This is a genomic window from Cupriavidus sp. CuC1, from assembly GCF_044627735.1.
GTDB classification, from domain to species: Bacteria; Pseudomonadota; Gammaproteobacteria; order Burkholderiales; family Burkholderiaceae; genus Cupriavidus; species Cupriavidus ulmosensis.
In genome coordinates this window covers 36,249-53,585 of sequence record NZ_JBIUHC010000003.1, presented here as the reverse complement: position 1 = coordinate 53,585, position 17,337 = coordinate 36,249, and the positions used below count along the sequence as shown (strand labels likewise).

Sequence of the window (17,337 nt, the reverse complement as noted above, 5' to 3'; positions counted from 1 at the left end):
AACGACGATGGGGGATGTGATCACCGCTGACAACGACCGGCTCGCCAGCCTGCGCAAGCTGACGCACATTCTTTATGCCCTGTACGCCATTTTCTGGCTGACTGGCGGCATCACCGCGCTGATCGCCATCGTGGTGGGGTACGTCAAGCGCGACGACACGCAGGGCACCCTCTACGGTTCCCACTTTGCCTGGCAGATCCGGTCCTTCTGGTGGTCGGTGGCGTGGGCCATCCTGGGGGGCGTGCTGTTTGCCACGGTGATCCTGATACCGTTGGCGTTCGCGGTATGGGGCGTGCTGTCCCTGTGGATGTTGTATCGTATCGTCAAGGGCTGGCTCTACCTGAACGACAGCAAGCCGATGTACCCGGATCAGCGTTTCTGACGTTTCTGACGGGATCCCGACGGGTTTCTGGCAGGTTCACGGCGAAATCGCAGCCTGATTTGCTGCGCGCAACGAAATTTTCATGAATTCACCGCACAATTGCCTCTTCTGCCGGATCGTGGCCGGCCAGCTACCGTCGCGCAAGGTGTATGAAGACGACGAAATGCTGGCTTTCCATGATATCCACCCGAAAGCCCCGGTACACTTCCTGCTCATTCCCAAGGTGCATGTCGATTCGCTGGCCGATTGCGGACCCGGTGAAAGCGCGGTGCTTGCTAAAATGATGTTGAAAGTGCCCGAGTTGGCGCGCGCGGCAGGCTGTGGCAATGGTTTCCGGACGGTCATCAATACCGGTCCGGATGGCGGACAGGAGGTGTACCACCTCCATCTGCACGTGCTTGGCGGCCCGCGCAACCAGTGGAAGGTGCCGCTGCCTTAAAGGCTGGCCTCAAGCCAGCCTGGCAGCCAACCCATGCAGGACCGCGGGCCGTGTGGCCCTCGGTCAGATGCCGTGCCGGCAACCGTCGCCCGGCATGGCCTTCAGTGACGGAACAACAAGCCGGGATGGCAAGGCGCCGCCCCAGGCTTCATCAGGAGCAGAAAATGGGTTCGTTTAGCATTTGGCACTGGCTCATCGTGCTGGTGATCGTCATGCTGGTCTTTGGCACCAAGAAGCTGCGCAATATCGGCCAGGACCTCGGCGGCGCCGTGAAGGGCTTCAAGGACGGCATGAAGGATGCCAACGGCAATCCCGCTGACGCTCCGGACGCGCCCGCCAAGGAGCTGCGCGACGCCACCACCATCGACGTCGAAGCCAAGGAAAAGTCGCGCCAGCAGTAAGCGCGATCCCACTCTTGTCAGCACGCCTGATGCCCTTCCTACTGGCAGCAATGCCTTGCCGGCCACGTTCGCTTTGCCACGCTCGCCAGCGTGACGATCTGTGCGCTGGCCGGGGCGGCCGTTGTTGCGGCCTCATCCTTTCGAACCTCGCATGATCGATCTCGGCATTTCCAAGCTTGCACTGATCGGCGCGGTGGCGCTGGTGGTGATCGGTCCCGAGCGGCTGCCGAAGGTGGCGCGCACGGTCGGCGCACTGGTCGGCCGCGCGCAGCGCTATATCAACGATGTGAAGGCAGAAGTCAGCCGCGAGGTCGAACTCGACGAACTGCGCAAGATGCGCACGGAGTTCGAGGACGCCGCGCGTGATGTAGAGCGCACTATCCACAAGGAAGTGCACGAGCACGGCCAGGCCCTGAACGATGCGCTGACCGGCACCGATTCCAGCGCGCAGGAGGGGGCAAGCCCGCCCAGCGGCTACGTGCCATCCTGGGACACGGCGCACAAGGCCCACAACGGCCGCAAGAGCTGGCGAGTCAAGCAAGGCGCGCAGCCCTTGTGGTACAAGCGCCAGCACAATGTACGCGTGTGGGCGCAATCCGGCGCCGCGCGCGTCAAGCGCCACCGTCCCGCCACCGGTCCCGCCCGCTCTTTCTTCGAGTGAGCATGAAGGGGCTTGTCCACACGCCGGTACCCGGCCGGCCATCGCTGTCGTGCGTTCCGACTTGCGCGCCGTGCCGTTGTATCGCCACTGATTCCTCGATGCCAGCCACCCCGGCTGAGCGGTCCACGCCATGAGCGACTCCCGTTCCCAAGATCCCCAAGACCCGCAAGACGATGGTCAGCAGGAAACCTTCATCTCTCACCTGGTGGAGTTGCGCTCGCGTATCGTCAAGGCTGCGTCGGGCGTGATCCTGGTGTTCGTCAGCCTGGTGTACTGGGCGCCAAACATCTACAACCTGTTTGCCAAGCCGTTGATGGAATCGCTGCCCAAGGGCGGCAGGATGATCGTCACCGATGTCACCGGCTCCTTCTTCGTGCCGATGAAGGTGACGCTGCTGGTGGCCTTCCTGATAGCGCTGCCCTGGGTGCTCTACCAGATATGGCAGTTCGTTGCGCCCGGCTTGTACCAGCATGAGAAGCGGTTGATCGTGCCGCTGGTGAGCAGCAGCTATATCCTGTTTATCTGCGGCGTGGCGTTTGCCTATTTCCTCGTGTTTCCCACGGTGTTCCATTTCATGGCGCACTACAACGCCCCGCTGGGGGCCGAGATGTCGACCGACATCGACAAGTACCTCAGCTTCGCCATGACCATGTTCCTGGCCTTCGGCATTACCTTCGAGGTGCCGGTGGTCGTGATCGTGCTGGTGCGCTTCGGCGTGGTCGAGCTGGAGAAGCTAAAGCAGATTCGCCCCTACGTGATCGTGGGCGCCTTCGTGATCGCTGCCGTGGTGACGCCGCCGGATGTGCTGTCCCAGCTGTTGCTGGCAGTGCCCTTGGTGGCGCTTTATGAGCTGGGGCTGATCATGGCCCGATTCACCGCAAAGCCGGCTGCCGTGGACGCTGCAGCCAGCGAAGCCCAGCCGGATTGACGGCCGGGCCGAATGGCGAGTACAAGGCTTGGTACCGCAACTTTTGCACCAAAACGGTGAAAACCACCGTCTATGCTGTTGCGACATCACAACAAAATGCCTCCGTAACCATGGTTTACGACGAAAAAGCCTTCTAGCGGCCGGGGGGGCTGACCCATAATACGCAGCAGACGTGAAGGTAAATGCGTCGCCCAAGCACTTGGGCAAGCCAAGATTTCCCAATCAGTTGACAAGGAAAGTGTCGATATGAAGATGAAACTGTTTGCAGCCGCTGTAGCTGCCCTGGCCGCTGGTGGTGCGTATGCCCAATCGAGCGTGACCCTGTACGGCGTTGTTGACGCTGGTATTGAATACACCAACAAGAACGCAACTACCACCGGCAACCACAACCTGTTTGCCTTGCAGTCGGGCAACCAGTCCGGTTCGCGTTGGGGCCTGCGTGGCGTGGAAGACCTGGGCGGCGGCCTGAAGGGCATTTTCGTCCTGGAAAGCGGCTTCAACGTTGACAATGGCACTTCGGCTCAAGGCAACCGTTTGTTCGGTCGTAACGCTTACGTTGGCCTGCAGAACCAGTACGGCACGCTGACCCTGGGCCGCCAGCAGACCACGTTCTATGATTTCGGCCTGATCTATGATCCGATGGCCATTTCGACCCGTTACAGCATTACCGCGACGGCTCCGGAATACGCTTTCCGCGCCGACAATACCGTTAAGTACACCGGCACTTTCGGTGGTCTGACCGCTTCAGCCTTCTACAGCTTCAACAACAACAACCAAGAGGTTGCGGGTAACTTCACCAACGGCCGCGAATACGGCTTCCTGGCGAGCTACGCTGCAGGCCCGTTCTCGGTTGGTGCTGCTTATGACCAGTCGAACAAATCGGCGGCAGGCGTCCTCACCGACAATCAGCTGATCCGTCGCGCTACCATTGCTGGTACCTACGCTTTCGGCCCGGCCAAGGTCTACGCTGGCTACCGCTACGCTCACGCTTACAACAACGCGAGCCTGCCGGGTGCTTCCGGCGCGCAGAACACCTCCTCGAACCTGGGTTGGGTTGGTCTGGGCTATCAGCTGACCCCGGCGCTGTCGCTGTCGGGCGCCGCTTACTACCAGAACCTGCGTAACGCCAAGGCTAACCCGTGGCAGTTCGTGACGACCGCCGACTACGCGCTGTCGAAGCGTACCGACCTGTACGCCTCGGCTACGTACATCCTCAACAAGGGTGGCAAATCGGCTCTGAGCGTGAATGGCTTCAACGACCAAATTTCGTCTGGTCCGACCGTCCAAACTGGTGGCAACCAGCTCGGCGGCGTGGTTGGTGTTCGCCACAAGTTCTAATTTAGCGCGGGCGTAAGCTCGCTCTAGATTGGCTTGAACTCAAAACGCCGGCATCCGCAAGGATGCCGGCGTTTTGTTTTGCGCGCGCGGTATCGGCGATGGTGAGCAACGCTCTCCCGGGTTGCCGCTCGACTGTGTAGCGGCCTTGCGGCACCTGCGAGTCATGGCGCAATGCCGTTGATTTCGCACAAGCAGAGGGCAGCGGGCCCGCAGAAGATCCCTCGCCCCAACGCCCGAAGACTTCCGGCGCATTCAGGATTGCCCGGACTGCGAGCCTTTCCGGTTCGTGGCGGCCGGACCTTCCCGAGCACGCTTCAGCTTCCGGCTTCCCTGGCGCCGCAGTGGCAGGCTGCTATCCCCCCATCGGTTTTCAGCGCAGCGCCGGGGACACTCGCCCGGCCCAATATGGGTGCACACCCAACCCAGAAACAAAAACCCCGCCACAAGGGACGGGGTCAGGTGGAGCGGCTTGCACGCGAGGGCAGGGCAGCACTGGATCCGAAAGCCTGTTCTGCCGGCTTACTCTTCCTCATCCAGCGGCAGGGCCCGACGTGGCGGCGGTGGCCGCTTGCCGATCATCACCGTCAGTTCCGTTGGCTTGCCACGGCGCACTACCTTCATCTTGGCCTCCGCGCCCGGCTTGAGCTGGGCGATGGCGTTGAGCAGGGCAGTGGTGTCGGAAATGCCCTGTCCATCCACCGAGACCAGCACGTCGCCCGGCTTGACGCCGGCCTTGTCGGCCGGGCCGCCCTGGACCACGGCCGCGATCAGCGCCCCTTCCTTGGCTTCGAGGCCGAACGACTCGGCGATCTCGGGGGTCATGTCCTGCGGCTCCACGCCGATCCAGCCACGGGTCACGGAGCCGGTCGAGATGATGGATTCCATCACTTGCTTGGCCGTGGACACCGGAATGGCGAAGCCGATGCCAAGCGAGCCGCCGGAGCGCGAATAGATGGCCGTGTTGACGCCCAGCAGGTTGCCCTGGGCGTCGACCAGCGCGCCGCCGGAGTTGCCCGGGTTGATCGCCGCGTCGGTCTGGATGAAGTTCTCGAAGGTGTTGATGCCCAGGTGGCTGCGGCCGAGTGCCGAGACAATGCCCATGGTGACGGTCTGGCCGACGCCGAAGGGGTTGCCGATGGCCAGCACCACGTCGCCTACCTTGACGTTCTCGATACGCCCCAGCGTGATCGCCGGCAGGTCCTTGAGCGTGATCTTGAGCACGGCCAGGTCGGTTTCCGGGTCCGAGCCCACGACCTTGGCGTTGGCCTTGCGGCCATCCGTCAGCGCAACCTCGATTTCATCGGCGCCGTCCACCACGTGGTGGTTGGTTAGAATGTAGCCTTCCGCGCTGACGATGACGCCCGAGCCAAGGCTGGATACCGGCTCCTGGCGTTCCGGCAGGCGATCGCCAAAGAAGAAGCGGAACCAGGGGTCTTCTGCCTGCGGATTGGGCGTTTGCCTATGGCCGTTCTTGCTGGTGAAGATGTTGACCACCGCCGGCATCGCCTGCTGGGCCGCCTCGCTGTACGAGCCCGGCGCGGAGGAGCCGGCCACATTGGGGACGACTTCCTTCAGCGCTACGATAGGCGAACCGGATTGCACGGCCACCCGGCCGCGCTGCAGCCATTCGGGTTTGAGCGTGGCCACGACGAACCACACTGCCAGCACAACGGTGACAGCCTGAGCAAAGAACAGCCAAAAGCGGCGCAACATATTGGATTTTGGGCAGGATATGAAAACAAAAGATCTTGAATTGTACTTGAACGACCTGCTTCAAGTGCCTCGATACAAAGACTATTGCCCGAACGGATGGCAAGTGCAAGGCCGCCCTGAGGTGGAGCACATCGCAACCGGCGTGACCGCCAGCCTGGCCTTGGTCGAAGCCGCCATCGAGGCCGGCGCCGATGCCATCCTGGTCCATCACGGCTACTTCTGGAAAAACGAAGATGCCCGCGTGATCGGGCAAAAGCACGCCCGTTTGAAGCGGTTGCTGGGCGCCGACGTGAACCTGCTCGCCTATCACCTGCCGCTCGACGACCATCCCGAGTTCGGCAACAACGCCCAACTGGGCTTGCAGCTCGGCTTCACGCCAACCGGGCGCTTCGGCGAGGGCCAGCTTGGCTGGACCGGCACCTTGCCGCAATCCATGCCGTTAGCCGCGCTGGCCGCCCATGTGGGCGGCGTGCTCAACCGCGAGCCGCTTGCCATCGGGGACCCCGAGCAGATGATCCGCACCGTGGGCTGGTGCACCGGCGGAGCCCAGGGCTACTTCGACGCGGCGGTAGCAGCCGGCGTGGATGCCTACCTGAGCGGCGAGATCTCGGAGCAGACCACCCACCTGGCGCGCGAGAGCGGCGTTGCCTATCTGGCAGCGGGGCATCACGCCACCGAGCGCTACGGCATCCAGTCGCTCGGCGAGCACCTGGCGCAGCAATTCGGCCTGCGCCATACCTTTATCGATATTCCCAACCCGGTTTGATGCCGGACTGATGCCGCGAGCCCGGCGTGGTGGCCGGGCCGCGTGCCTGGGTTTACCTTAGGGCTGGCGTACCTTGAGGCTGTCGCGGATCTCGCGCAGCAGCACCACATCCTCGGGCGTGGCAGCCGGCGCCGGCGCGGGTTCGGCGGCGCGCATCTTCATGATGGCGCGCACCATGACGAAGATGATGAAAGCCAGAATGATGAAATTGACCAGAATAGTCAGGAAATTCCCATAGGCAAATACGGGAACGCCTGCTTTCTTAAGGGCGTCGAGCGTATGCGGCACGCCCGCCGGCGGCTCGGCCAGCATCACGAAAAGGTTAGAGAAGTCGAGTTTGCCGATAATGCGGCCCACCACCGGCATGATCAGGTCATTCACCACGGAATCGACAATCTTGCCGAACGCGGCGCCGATAATCACACCCACCGCCAGGTCGACTACATTGCCCCGCATTGCGAAGGCCTTGAACTCCGACATCATCCCCATGCTTTTCTCCCAGTGTTGCTTCCGTTGAACGGTCGTCAGGATAAAAGCCTGCCCCATCACCGCCTGTAACGCAAGCGTACAGGCCACATAGCCCTTTTTGTGGCCGATTATCGTACGTCGCACAATCACCGTGTGCCTTTCAATGCCACATGTGCCTAAGGTACAATTTACGGTTGACGCAAAATCTAATTTGACATCCCCTGGGGTTTGGAATGAGTGACCAGCAAAACGTGAAGAACGTGGATAAGGGTCGCCGCAATTGGTTGATTGCGACGTCAGTCGCTGGCGGCATCGGAGGCGTGGCGGTAGCTGTTCCGTTCGTCAGTACGTTTGCGCCGTCAGAGAAGGCAAAGGCCGCCGGAGCTCCGGTAGAAGCCGACATCAGCGCCCTGAAATCGGGCGAGATGATGACCGTTGAATGGCGCGGCAAACCAGTCTGGATCCTCAAGCGCACCGAGGAAATGCTCGCGTCGCTGAAGAAAACCGATGCCGAAGTCGCCGACCCCAACTCGGACGTCCCCTTCACCATGAAGACGCCCGAGTACTGCAAGAACGAAACCCGTTCCCGCGCAGAACACAAAGATTTGCTGGTCGTGGTGGGCATCTGCTCCCACCTGGGCTGCTCGCCCTCCGGCCCCTTCGGTTCCGGCTCCAATCCCCAGCTCGGCTCCGACCCCGGTTTCCTCTGCCCCTGCCACGGCTCGACGTTCGACCTCGCTGGCCGCGTGTTCAAGAACAAGCCGGCTCCGCAAAACCTCGACGTACCCCCGTACCAGTTCCTGTCCGACACCAAGATCGTGATCGGCAAGGATGAAAAAGGAGACGCTTGACCATGGCGGCCGAAAAACAAGTAAAGACGACCGGCCTGCTTGGCTGGATCGACGCGCGCTTCCCCGCAACCCAACTCTGGGAAGATCACCTTTCCAAGTACTACGCACCGAAGAACTTCAACTTCTGGTACTTCTTCGGCTCGCTCGCCCTGCTGGTCCTGGTGATCCAGATCGTCACCGGCATCTTCCTGGTGATGAACTACAAGCCGGACGGCACGCTCAACGCCGCCGGCATTCCCGTGGCTTACGCCAGCGTGGAATACATCATGCGAGAGGTGCCCTGGGGCTGGCTGGTGCGCTACATGCATTCCACCGGCGCCTCGGCCTTCTTCGTGGTGGTGTACCTGCATATGTTCCGTGGCCTGCTGTACGGTTCGTACCGCAAGCCGCGTGAGCTGGTCTGGGTCTTCGGCTGCCTGATCTTCCTGTGCCTGATGGCCGAAGCCTTCATGGGCTACCTGCTGCCCTGGGGCCAGATGTCGTACTGGGGCGCCCAGGTGATCGTGAACCTGTTCTCGGCCATCCCCGTGATCGGCGGCGACCTGTCGCTGTTCATCCGCGGCGACTACGTCGTGAGCGACGCGACCCTGAACCGCTTCTTCTCCTTCCACGTCATCGCCGTGCCGCTGGTGCTGCTGGGCCTGGTGGTCGCGCACATCATCGCGCTGCACGAAGTGGGCTCGAACAACCCGGACGGCGTCGAGATCAAGGCCAAGAAGGACGAGAACGGCGTGCCGCTGGACGGCATCCCCTTCCACCCGTACTACTCGGTGCACGACCTGATGGGCGTGGGCGGCTTCCTGGTGATTTTCTCCGCGGTGATCTTCTTCTTCCCGGAGATGGGCGGTTACTTCCTGGAGTCGAACAACTTCGTCCCGGCCGATCCGCTCAAGACCCCGCCGCACATCGCGCCGGTCTGGTACTTCACGCCGTTCTACTCGATGCTGCGCGCCACCACCTCGAACTTCCTGCCGATCCTGTGGGTGTTCTTCGCGGTGCTGCTCGGCCTGGTGTTCCTGCGTAGCAAGGACGTCCGCATCAAGGTGGGCGCGCTTGCCATCGCCGTGATCCTGGCCGTGGGCTTCTACTTCATCGACGCCAAGTTCTGGGGCGTGCTGGTGATGGGCGGCTCGGTCGTGATCCTGTTCTTCCTGCCGTGGCTGGACCACTCGCCGGTGAAATCGATCCGCTATCGTCCGGCCTTCCACAAGAGCATCCTGATCGTGTTCGTGGTGGTGTTCATCGTGCTCGGCTACCTGGGCGTCATGCCCCCGTCGCCGGTGGGTGAAAAGGTGTCGCAGCTGGGAACCCTGCTGTACTTCGCCTTCTTCCTGACCATGCCGCTGTGGAGCCGTGTCGGCCAGTTCAAGCAAGTGCCGGAACGTGTCACGTTCCACCCGCACTGAGCCCGGACGAACCCCGACAAGAGCACAAGGACAAAAGATGAAAAAGCTGCTTTCGATTCTCGCGCTGGCCGGCGCCTGCTTTGCCGCCGCGCCCGCCATGGCCAGCGAAGGGGGTTACCCCCTCGAGCCGGCGCCCGTGCAGACCAGCGATCTTTCCTCGCTGCAGCGCGGCGCCAAGCTGTTCGTCAACTACTGCCTGAACTGCCACGGCGCGTCCATGATGCGGTACAACCGCCTCAAGGACATCGGCCTGACCGACGACCAGATCCGCCAGAACCTGCTGTTCTCCGGCGAGAAGGTGGGCGACATGATGACCATCGCCATGCCGCCGAAGGATGCCAAGGCGTTCTTTGGCGCCACGCCGCCGGACCTGTCGGTGATCGCCCGCGCCCGCGGCGACGACTGGCTGTACACCTACCTGCGTACCTTCTACCGTGACGACAACCGCGCCACGGGCTGGAACAACCTGGTGTTCCCGAGCGTCGGCATGCCGCACGTGCTGTGGGAGCTGCAAGGCCAGCGCGCCGCCAAGTTCGTCGAAGCCGAAGAACACGGCGAGAAGGTGCACAAGTTTGCCGGCTTCGAGCAGCTCACCCCGGGCAAGATGAGCACGCTCGAGTACGACCAGGCCACGAGCGACCTGGTTGGCTTCCTGGACTGGATGGCAGAGCCCGCACAGAACCAGCGCAAGCGCCTGGGCGTATGGGTGCTGATGTTCCTCGGCGTGTTCACCGTCTTCGCCTGGCGCCTGAACGCTTCGTACTGGAAGGACATCAAGTAAATGCGGTAAAGCCCCGGAAGACCTGCTGGTCCGATGGCGGAAAAGGGCTGGGGCGGGTGTTGTGCAGAGCAACCCCGCACCAGCCCTTTTGCTTTACAGACTGCAGGTGCGATGCGCGATCAATGTGCGCTTAAGTCGTCTTTTAAGTGCCTCGAACGCACTTAAATGTGCTTCAAGAATCTCTAATTTGCTTTCTCTATATCGGTTCTGCCAGAATACCGATCCAGTCAATCGACCCCGCATCAAAGGAATCCAACCATGATGGTGTTGTATTCGGGCACCACCTGCCCGTTCTCCCAACGTTGCCGCCTCGTCCTGTTCGAAAAGGGCATGGATTTCGAGATCCGTGACGTCGACCTGTTCAACAAGCCGGAAGACATCTCGGTGATGAACCCCTACGGTCAGGTGCCCATCCTGGTCGAGCGCGACTTGATCCTGTACGAGTCGAACATCATCAACGAGTACATCGACGAGCGCTTCCCGCACCCGCAGCTGATGCCGGCCGACCCGGTGCAGCGCGCCCGCGCCCGCCTGTTCCTGTTCAATTTCGAAAAGGAACTCTTCACGCACGTCTACGCCCTCGAAAACGAAAAGGGCAAGGCCGCCGAGAAGAATCACGAGCGCGCCCGCTCCGCCATTCGCGACCGCCTGACCCAGCTCGCGCCGATCTTCGTCAAGAACAAGTACATGCTTGGCGAAGAGTTCTCGATGCTCGACGTCGCCATCGCCCCGCTGCTGTGGCGCCTGGACCACTACGGCATCGAACTGTCGAAGAACGCCGCGCCGCTGCTCAAGTACGCCGAACGCATCTTCAGCCGCCCGGCCTACATCGAAGCGCTCACCCCGTCTGAAAAGGTGATGCGCCGCTAAACCGGCTCCGGCCCGAAGCGACAAGCTCGCCTCGGGCCGCCGGACTGCGCCACTGGAAGCACAATGCCTGAAACCTCCACCAAGCCCTACCTGATCCGCGCCATCTACGAGTGGTGCACGGATAACGGCTTCACGCCATACATCGCCGTCTTCGTCGACGCTAACACCAGCGTGCCGCGCGAGTTCGTCAAGAACAACGAAATCGTGCTGAACGTCAGCTTCGACGCCACCAGCGGCCTGGACATGGGCAACGAGTGGATCGGCTTCAGCGCCCGCTTTGGCGGCATCTCGCGCAAGATCGACGTGCCCATCGAAAACGTGCTCGCCATCTACGCGCGCGAAAACGGCCAGGGCATGGCCTTCCCCGTCGAGCGCAGCGTGCCCGAAACCCAGGCCGCCACCGAGCGCGAGAACAACCCGCCGCCCAAGCTGTCCTCGGTGGAAAGCGAGCCGCTGGTCACAGCGGAAGCCAACGAAGACCACAACGGCGACGACGAACCCACGCCGCCACCCGTGTCCCGCATCGGCGCCAAGAAACCTTCGCTGAAGGTAGTGAAGTAGGTACAGGAAGCCATCGTCAATTTGCGCCGCATGCAGTAGAATCGCGGTCTGCACCAAACATGCCGGCTTAGCTCATCAGGTAGAGCAGTTGATTTGTAATCATCAGGTGGCGGGTTCGAGTCCTGCAGCCGGCACCAGAATTTGAGAGCGGCCCTCCAGTAATGGGGGGCCGTTCTTTTTTGTACACCCTACATATACCAGCGCCATACCCTGTTGAGCGTGTCAAGCGCACCGCCAGGCCAGAGCGCAGTTTTCAAGACCTGTATCGTATTTCACAGAGCGAGCCAGCGGGTTCGATTGGCGTCTTCCAGGGGTTCAGGCAGCACGCCATATGGAGGATAACGATGAACCTCCCTGCGTGAAATATCAGTCTTCCCGCTGAACACCGCACGACAGCGTTCTCAACCGCACTCCTTCGTCCGGCTTTTCTCTGCTGTCGTAGTCGGTGCGAGACACAAATCCTCTAGCGTGCCAATAGTCCGGGTATGCGGGATCAAACGACAACTCTACTACCGTATAGCGGCATGACTTGCTCCTTCGATCCAGCGCGAAGGCGATGCGCGGCGATGCTGAGTCGAGGTCCTTCCCGATGATGGCGTAGGTAGTTTTCGCACACACGCTGTACGGCGTATTCCATTCGATAGTGCGCGTCTTCACGTATAGCTTGCCCCAGCATCCGCGTCCCTGGCCTTGAAAGGAACCGGTAAAAGGCTTGTCCGCCGCTATCGCCGGCGCTTGGAGCAGGGCAAGTGCCATGAGATTGGCGACGAGGCGTGGTGTCATCGCTGGGCGCATTTCACGGTATTCCGTTGGCGAATCAAGGGCAGAACATAGTCGAGCTTCTTTCTATAAAAAAGGATGGCCATTGGCCGGCTGCCATAGCGTAAGGCAGAGCCGGCGCCTGTAGTGATCCGCGCTTCGGTGCCGTCAGCGTATCTGGCCTTGTCTCCCACCCGCGCGCCTCGTATCCATCTATCCACTACACCTGCCGAACCTTCCTGGATTTCTCCGCCCCGCGCTGCTTTTGCGTCGGAGAACGCGACGATGTAGGTTGCCTTAATTCTGGACTGTTGCATGCTTGGCTCCTCGGGTTGGCGGTGCTTGGCGTGGATGCCCAACGCTGGTATTCACTGCCTTGCGCCTGTCACCCGACCCGAATACCTTAGCATCCGTGAAACCACTCAAGATCCACCCAGTCCCAGCCGACAATCTGACTGAGCGCTAACTCGTACCGTGCATTTAGTCAGCCAAACCAAAGAAGAACCAAAAAGGAAAAACATCCGTGAATCGGAAACTTGCACGCATCGCATGGATGGCCTCGTTCGCCTGTCTGTCGGCCTGCGGAGGCGATGGCTCGTCGGCGCAGACGGATGCTTCCATCAAGTCCGTGTCGGCGGTGAATGCGTCGGCCGCGACCTTGACGCCCTCGGCGCAAACGCTGGCGGTCTCGCGCTGGATGCCGGCGGCAACCGATACATGGCAGTTGCAGTTGACGGGTACGGTCAACACGAGCTATCCGGCGCAGGTCTTCGATATCGACCTGGTGGATACGCCGCAGGCGACCATCAATGCCTTGAAGGAGCAGGGCAAGCGCGTGGTCTGCTATTTTTCGGCGGGTAGCTCGGAGAACTGGCGGCCGGATTTCAAGCAGTTTGCCGCGGCGGATATGGGCAAGGCGTTGTCGGGGTGGGCGGGCGAGCGTTGGCTCGATACGCGCTCGGCCAACGTGCGCCAGATCATGCAGGCGCGCATGGACCTGGCGAAGTCGAAGGGCTGCGATGGCGTGGACCCGGACAACGTGGATGGCTATACCAATAAGCCGGGTTTTCCGCTGACGGCGGCTACGCAGCTGGACTACAACAGCTTCCTGGCGGCCGAGGCGCATGCGCGCGGCCTGGCGGTGGGCTTGAAAAACGATGTGGATCAAGTCTCGCAGCTGGCGACGGACTTTGATTTCGCGGTGAACGAGCAGTGCTTCCAGTACAGCGAGTGCGCGAGCTACAAGCCGTTCACGGCGCAGGGCAAGGCGGTGTTCAACGTCGAGTACGCGTCGAAGTACAAGACCGCAGCGACGCGCGCCGCGCTTTGCACTTCGGCCCAGGCGGCGCACCTTCGTACGCTGGTGCTCCCGCTGAACCTGGATGACGCGTTCCGCTACGCTTGCGATTGAGGTGGCGGGATAGGCCGCAAGGCGCAGGCCGGGAGCCGGCGCATTCGTCCTACCGCGCGGCCTCCAATCCGCCGACAGCCGGCATCGCGCATGCGTCCTATAGTGGAGCGGACAGCGCACGCCGACGGGGCGACGCGCCGCCTTTCCGGAGAGCCGATCATGCCCTTGCAGCGATTGTCCATTTTGTCTCTCTGCCTGCTGATGGCGGCGGGCTTGACTGCATGTGGCGACACCGCGACCCTGCCGGTCTCCGCCGGCACCGGCTTGAGTCCGCAGTTGCCATCGCCAAACAAGACCATGCTGCCCACGGTGAACATCGCCCCTGCCAAAGGCTGGGCCGATGGTGCCAGACCGGTTGCAGCGGTCGGCCTGTCCGTCGTGGCGTTCGCCGACAAGCTGGACCATCCGCGCTGGATCTACGTGCTGCCCAACGGCGACGTGCTGGTGGCCGAAACCAATGCGCCGCCTAAGCCGGATGACGGCAAGGGCATCCGGGGCTGGGTCATGACGCAGATGATGAAACGCGCGGGCGCCGGCGTGCCAAGCGCCAATCGCATCACGCTGTTGCGCGACACCAATGGCGATGGCGTCGCCGATGCGCGCTCCGTATTTCTCAAGGACCTGCATTCGCCCTTCGGCATGGTGCTGGTGGGCAATGACTTCTATGTGGCGGACACCGATGCCGTCCTGCGTTTCCCCTACCAGCCGGGGCAGACCCAGATCACCGGGCCCGGCGTGAAGGTGGTCGACCTGCCTGCCGGCCCCATCAATCACCACTGGACCAAGAACATCATCGCCAGCAAGGACGGCAGCAAGCTCTACGTCACCGTCGGCTCCAACAGCAACGTCGGCGAGAACGGCCTCGACAAGGAGGAAGCGCGGGCAGCCATCTGGGAGGTCGATCCCAAGACCGGCGCGCACCGCGTGTTTGCCAGCGGCCTGCGCAATCCCAACGGCATGGCCTGGGATCCCGACAGCGGCGCGCTATGGACTGCGGTGAACGAGCGCGACGAGATTGGTAGCGATCTCGTGCCGGACTACATCACTTCGGTCAAAGACGGCGCTTTTTATGGCTGGCCCTTCAGCTACTACGGCCAGCATGTAGACGAACGCGTGAAGCCGCAGCAGCCGGAGATGGTGGCCAAGGCCATTGCGCCCGACTATGCCGTCGGACCGCATACCGCGTCGCTTGGCCTGGCCTCGGCGCTAGGCAACGCGTTGCCCTCCCGCTTCAGGAACGGCATGTTCGTCGGCCAGCACGGGTCGTGGAACCGTAAGCCGCACAGCGGCTACAAGGTGATCTTCGTGCCGTTCGCCAACGGCAAGCCAGCGGGCGTCCCGGTCGACGTGCTCACCGGCTTCCTGACGAAGGACGGCGACGCGCAAGGGCGCCCGGTGGGCGTTGCCATCGACAAGCGCGGCGCGTTGCTGGTGGCGGATGATGTTGGCGATGTGGTCTGGCGGGTGACTGCGGCGAAGTAAAGGTGCGTTGCCAGGGCGCCGCCGCACGATGGGCGGCTGCCCCGCAATCAAGCTGCGCGCGTGACCTGGCCCGCTGTTTCGCAGTGACGATGACCATCTGCACGATGAGCTTGAACCACTCCGGCCGGGAGTCCTCCGCTTCACCACGCGAGCGCGGTACGCGTCGTGCACCGCGACGCGGCATGGACACACTCATGTGGGGCAGCTTCGCTAGGGCTGCTGCGCATGCGCGCTGCGGTGCGGGCTCGTTCCCGGCAGCCTGAGGCGCAAATGCAAACATCTGACGACACTGGCGCGTTCGGCACATGATCCCTTGCATGGCCACGTTTTGCGGATGGCGCATTTGGCCAGGCCATCGGCAGGCGCTGCGGGAGCGCGGTCGAATATGTCAGAAATGGCATGGATGTTGCGTGCGCTATTCGGCGCATCGCGCTGCCGTACCGTGCCTGGTGACGTTAACGGTGCGAAATGCGCAACCCACAAAGACTCCTCGATAGCCTGAACATGACTTCAATTGACAGTAAGGCCTTCAGCCGCCGTGACCTGCTTGCGCTCGTCGGCAAGGCAGCAGGTGGCGCGGCGATGTACCAGGCGATGACTTCGCTCGGCCTCGCGGCGGAATCCGGTTACACGGGCCCGCCGAAACTCCAGGGCGCAAAGCGCGGTGCCTCGGTGCTGATTCTCGGCGCGGGACTGGCTGGCATGGTGGCCGCGCTGGAGTTGCGGCGCGCCGGCTACAAGGTGCAGATCCTGGAATACAGCGGCCGTGCCGGCGGCCGCTGCTGGACCCTGCGCGGCGGCGATGTCTTCACCGAGATGGGCGGCGCCGTGCAGCACTGCGAGTTCGCCAAAGGCGAATACCTGAACCCGGGGCCGTGGCGCATCCCGTATCACCACCATGCGGTGCTCGACTATTGCAAGCGGCTGGGCGTGGCGCTCGAGCCTTTCGTGCAGGTCAATTACAACGCGCTGGTGCACTCCACCAAGGCCTACGGCGGCAAGCCGCAGCGCTACCGCCACGTGCAAGGCGACTTCCAGGGCTACGTGGCGGAACTGCTCGGCAAGGCCGCCACGCAGGGCAACCTGGACACGGCGCTCACGCGCGAGGACAAGGAGAAATTGCTGGAGGGCCTGCGCAAATGGGGCGCGCTCGATGCGCAGATGCGCTACCGCGAAAGCGCGCTCACCAGTGACCGGCGCGGTTACGAGATCGATCCCGGCGGCGGCCTGATGCTGCCGCTGGCCAAGCCCTCCAAGCCGCTGGAACTGAGCGACTTGCTGCAATCCGGGCTGTGGCGCTATATCGCCAGCGGGCAGGAGTACGAATTCCAGAGCACCATTTTCCAGCCGGTGGGCGGCATGGACATGATTGCGCAGGCCTTCCAGCGCGAGGTGGGCAGCCTGATCCGCTACCACGCCAAGGTGACGAAGATCGCGCAGGACGAGCGCGGCGTCACCGTGACCTATACCGATGACGCGCACGGCGGCGCGGTCGCCCAGGCCAAGGCCGACTGGTGCCTGTGCACCATCCCGCTGTCGGTGCTGAGCCAGCTCGACGTGCAGGTCGGCGACGCCATGCAGCAGGCCATCAACGCCGTGCCCTATGACGCCTCGATCAAGATCGGCCTGCAGTTCAAGCGCCGCTTCTGGGAGGAGGACGAATCCATCTACGGCGGCATCAGCTATACGGACCAGCCCATCACGCGCATCTCTTACCCTTCCACGCGCTACGGCGCCAAAGGCAAGTCGGTGCTGCTGGGCGCCTATGCCTTCGGCCCCAATGCCTATGAGTTCACCGCCATGACGCCGCAGGAGCGCGTGCGCCGCGCCGTGGAGCAGGGCAGCCAGCTACACCCGCAATACGCGCGGGAGTTCGACAACGGCATTGCGGTGGGCTGGCACCGCGTGCCGTGGTCGCAGGGCTGCTACGGCTTGTGGACCGATGAAAGCCGGGAGAAGCACTACAAGAACCTCTGCCAGATCGATGGCCGCATCGCGCTGGCGGGGGAGCATGCTTCCTATATCCCGGCCTGGCAGGAGGGCGCGCTGTTGTCCGCGCTCGACGCGATTGAGCGCCTGCATGCGCATGCCGTCTCGTGATCCGCTCCCACAGGAATCCA

General features: G+C 62.5%; 19 protein-coding genes and 1 tRNA gene. 16 read left to right on the top strand and 4 right to left on the bottom strand.

Annotated elements, in window-relative coordinates; translation table 11 throughout:
* Nucleotides 1–7: 7 nt before the first annotated feature.
* From ACGLHR_RS01840 to ACGLHR_RS01815, 6 genes are all read left to right on the top strand, one after another.
* Nucleotides 8–382, top strand: coding sequence for a hypothetical protein (locus ACGLHR_RS01840; protein ID WP_318231179.1), 375 nt, complete (start codon nucleotides 8–10; stop codon nucleotides 380–382).
* An 82-nt stretch (nucleotides 383–464) separates the two neighbouring features.
* Nucleotides 465–821, top strand: a complete 357-nt coding sequence (locus tag ACGLHR_RS01835; protein WP_267604534.1) for a histidine triad nucleotide-binding protein — start codon at nucleotides 465–467, stop codon at nucleotides 819–821.
* Between the two features lie 164 nt (nucleotides 822–985).
* The gene (gene tatA, locus ACGLHR_RS01830; protein WP_400091543.1) at nucleotides 986–1,222 is read left to right on the top strand and encodes a Sec-independent protein translocase subunit TatA; all 237 of its coding nucleotides are present in this window, start codon (nucleotides 986–988) and stop codon (nucleotides 1,220–1,222) included.
* Nucleotides 1,223–1,373: 151 nt separating this feature from the next.
* Nucleotides 1,374–1,883 carry a Sec-independent protein translocase protein TatB gene (gene tatB / locus ACGLHR_RS01825; RefSeq protein ID WP_400091541.1) on the top strand — a complete coding sequence of 170 codons (510 nt, stop codon included), beginning with the start codon at nucleotides 1,374–1,376 and terminating at the stop codon, nucleotides 1,881–1,883.
* 130 nt (nucleotides 1,884–2,013) lie between these two features.
* Complete coding sequence (gene tatC, locus ACGLHR_RS01820) at nucleotides 2,014–2,811, top strand: twin-arginine translocase subunit TatC (protein WP_400091540.1); 798 nt, start codon at nucleotides 2,014–2,016, stop codon at nucleotides 2,809–2,811.
* A gap of 246 nt (nucleotides 2,812–3,057) precedes the next feature.
* On the top strand, nucleotides 3,058–4,149 hold the full coding sequence (locus tag ACGLHR_RS01815; RefSeq protein ID WP_400091538.1) for a porin: 1,092 nt from the start codon (nucleotides 3,058–3,060) through the stop codon (nucleotides 4,147–4,149).
* Between the two features lie 519 nt (nucleotides 4,150–4,668).
* Here the strand turns inward: ACGLHR_RS01815 and ACGLHR_RS01810 are convergent.
* Entirely contained in the window at nucleotides 4,669–5,862 is a 1,194-nt protein-coding gene (locus ACGLHR_RS01810) for a Do family serine endopeptidase (protein ID WP_318231175.1), read from the bottom strand.
* Nucleotides 5,863–5,881: 19 nt separating this feature from the next.
* On the opposite strand from ACGLHR_RS01810, the gene ACGLHR_RS01805 reads away from it, so the two are divergent.
* Nucleotides 5,882–6,628 (top strand): Nif3-like dinuclear metal center hexameric protein, encoded by a 747-nt coding sequence (locus tag ACGLHR_RS01805; protein WP_318231174.1) that lies wholly within the window; start codon nucleotides 5,882–5,884, stop codon nucleotides 6,626–6,628.
* Nucleotides 6,629–6,685: 57 nt separating this feature from the next.
* Here ACGLHR_RS01805 and mscL read toward each other — a convergent pair whose 3' ends face one another.
* Nucleotides 6,686–7,117 (bottom strand): large conductance mechanosensitive channel protein MscL, encoded by a 432-nt coding sequence (gene mscL / locus ACGLHR_RS01800; protein WP_400091614.1) that lies wholly within the window; start codon nucleotides 7,115–7,117, stop codon nucleotides 6,686–6,688.
* 212 nt (nucleotides 7,118–7,329) lie between these two features.
* Between mscL and petA the strand changes: the two genes are divergently transcribed.
* The 6 genes from petA to ACGLHR_RS01770 all read left to right on the top strand — a co-directional run bounded on the left by petA (nucleotide 7,330) and on the right by ACGLHR_RS01770 (nucleotide 11,702).
* On the top strand, nucleotides 7,330–7,947 hold the full coding sequence (gene petA / locus ACGLHR_RS01795; RefSeq protein WP_267604528.1) for a ubiquinol-cytochrome c reductase iron-sulfur subunit: 618 nt from the start codon (nucleotides 7,330–7,332) through the stop codon (nucleotides 7,945–7,947).
* Nucleotides 7,948–7,949: 2 nt separating this feature from the next.
* Nucleotides 7,950–9,353, top strand: a complete 1,404-nt coding sequence (locus ACGLHR_RS01790; RefSeq protein ID WP_400091534.1) for a cytochrome bc complex cytochrome b subunit — start codon at nucleotides 7,950–7,952, stop codon at nucleotides 9,351–9,353.
* Between the two features lie 37 nt (nucleotides 9,354–9,390).
* Nucleotides 9,391–10,134 carry a cytochrome c1 gene (locus ACGLHR_RS01785; RefSeq protein WP_400091533.1) on the top strand — a complete coding sequence of 248 codons (744 nt, stop codon included), beginning with the start codon at nucleotides 9,391–9,393 and terminating at the stop codon, nucleotides 10,132–10,134.
* Nucleotides 10,135–10,392: 258 nt separating this feature from the next.
* On the top strand, nucleotides 10,393–11,004 hold the full coding sequence (locus ACGLHR_RS01780) for a glutathione S-transferase N-terminal domain-containing protein (RefSeq protein WP_006159674.1): 612 nt from the start codon (nucleotides 10,393–10,395) through the stop codon (nucleotides 11,002–11,004).
* Between the two features lie 63 nt (nucleotides 11,005–11,067).
* Entirely contained in the window at nucleotides 11,068–11,565 is a 498-nt protein-coding gene (locus ACGLHR_RS01775) for a ClpXP protease specificity-enhancing factor (RefSeq protein ID WP_150985693.1), read from the top strand.
* Between the two features lie 61 nt (nucleotides 11,566–11,626).
* A tRNA-Thr gene (locus tag ACGLHR_RS01770) sits at nucleotides 11,627–11,702 on the top strand.
* Nucleotides 11,703–11,931: 229 nt separating this feature from the next.
* On the opposite strand, the gene ACGLHR_RS01765 is transcribed toward ACGLHR_RS01770, so the two are convergent.
* A complete protein-coding gene (locus tag ACGLHR_RS01765) occupies nucleotides 11,932–12,348 on the bottom strand; it encodes a hypothetical protein (protein ID WP_400091530.1) in 417 nt (138 codons plus the stop codon).
* Nucleotides 12,345–12,641, bottom strand: a complete 297-nt coding sequence (locus ACGLHR_RS01760) for a hypothetical protein (RefSeq protein ID WP_400091529.1) — start codon at nucleotides 12,639–12,641, stop codon at nucleotides 12,345–12,347. The genes ACGLHR_RS01765 and ACGLHR_RS01760 overlap by 4 nt, the downstream gene beginning before the upstream one ends.
* 236 nt (nucleotides 12,642–12,877) lie before the next feature.
* On the opposite strand from ACGLHR_RS01760, the gene ACGLHR_RS01755 reads away from it, so the two are divergent.
* The 3 genes from ACGLHR_RS01755 to ACGLHR_RS01745 all read left to right on the top strand — a co-directional run bounded on the left by ACGLHR_RS01755 (nucleotide 12,878) and on the right by ACGLHR_RS01745 (nucleotide 17,317).
* Entirely contained in the window at nucleotides 12,878–13,735 is an 858-nt protein-coding gene (locus tag ACGLHR_RS01755) for an endo alpha-1,4 polygalactosaminidase (RefSeq protein ID WP_400091612.1), read from the top strand.
* A 159-nt stretch (nucleotides 13,736–13,894) separates the two neighbouring features.
* Nucleotides 13,895–15,217, top strand: coding sequence for a PQQ-dependent sugar dehydrogenase (locus ACGLHR_RS01750; protein WP_400091527.1), 1,323 nt, complete (start codon nucleotides 13,895–13,897; stop codon nucleotides 15,215–15,217).
* A 504-nt stretch (nucleotides 15,218–15,721) separates the two neighbouring features.
* Nucleotides 15,722–17,317, top strand: a complete 1,596-nt coding sequence (locus tag ACGLHR_RS01745) for a flavin monoamine oxidase family protein (protein ID WP_400091526.1) — start codon at nucleotides 15,722–15,724, stop codon at nucleotides 17,315–17,317.
* Nucleotides 17,318–17,337 lie beyond the last annotated feature (20 nt).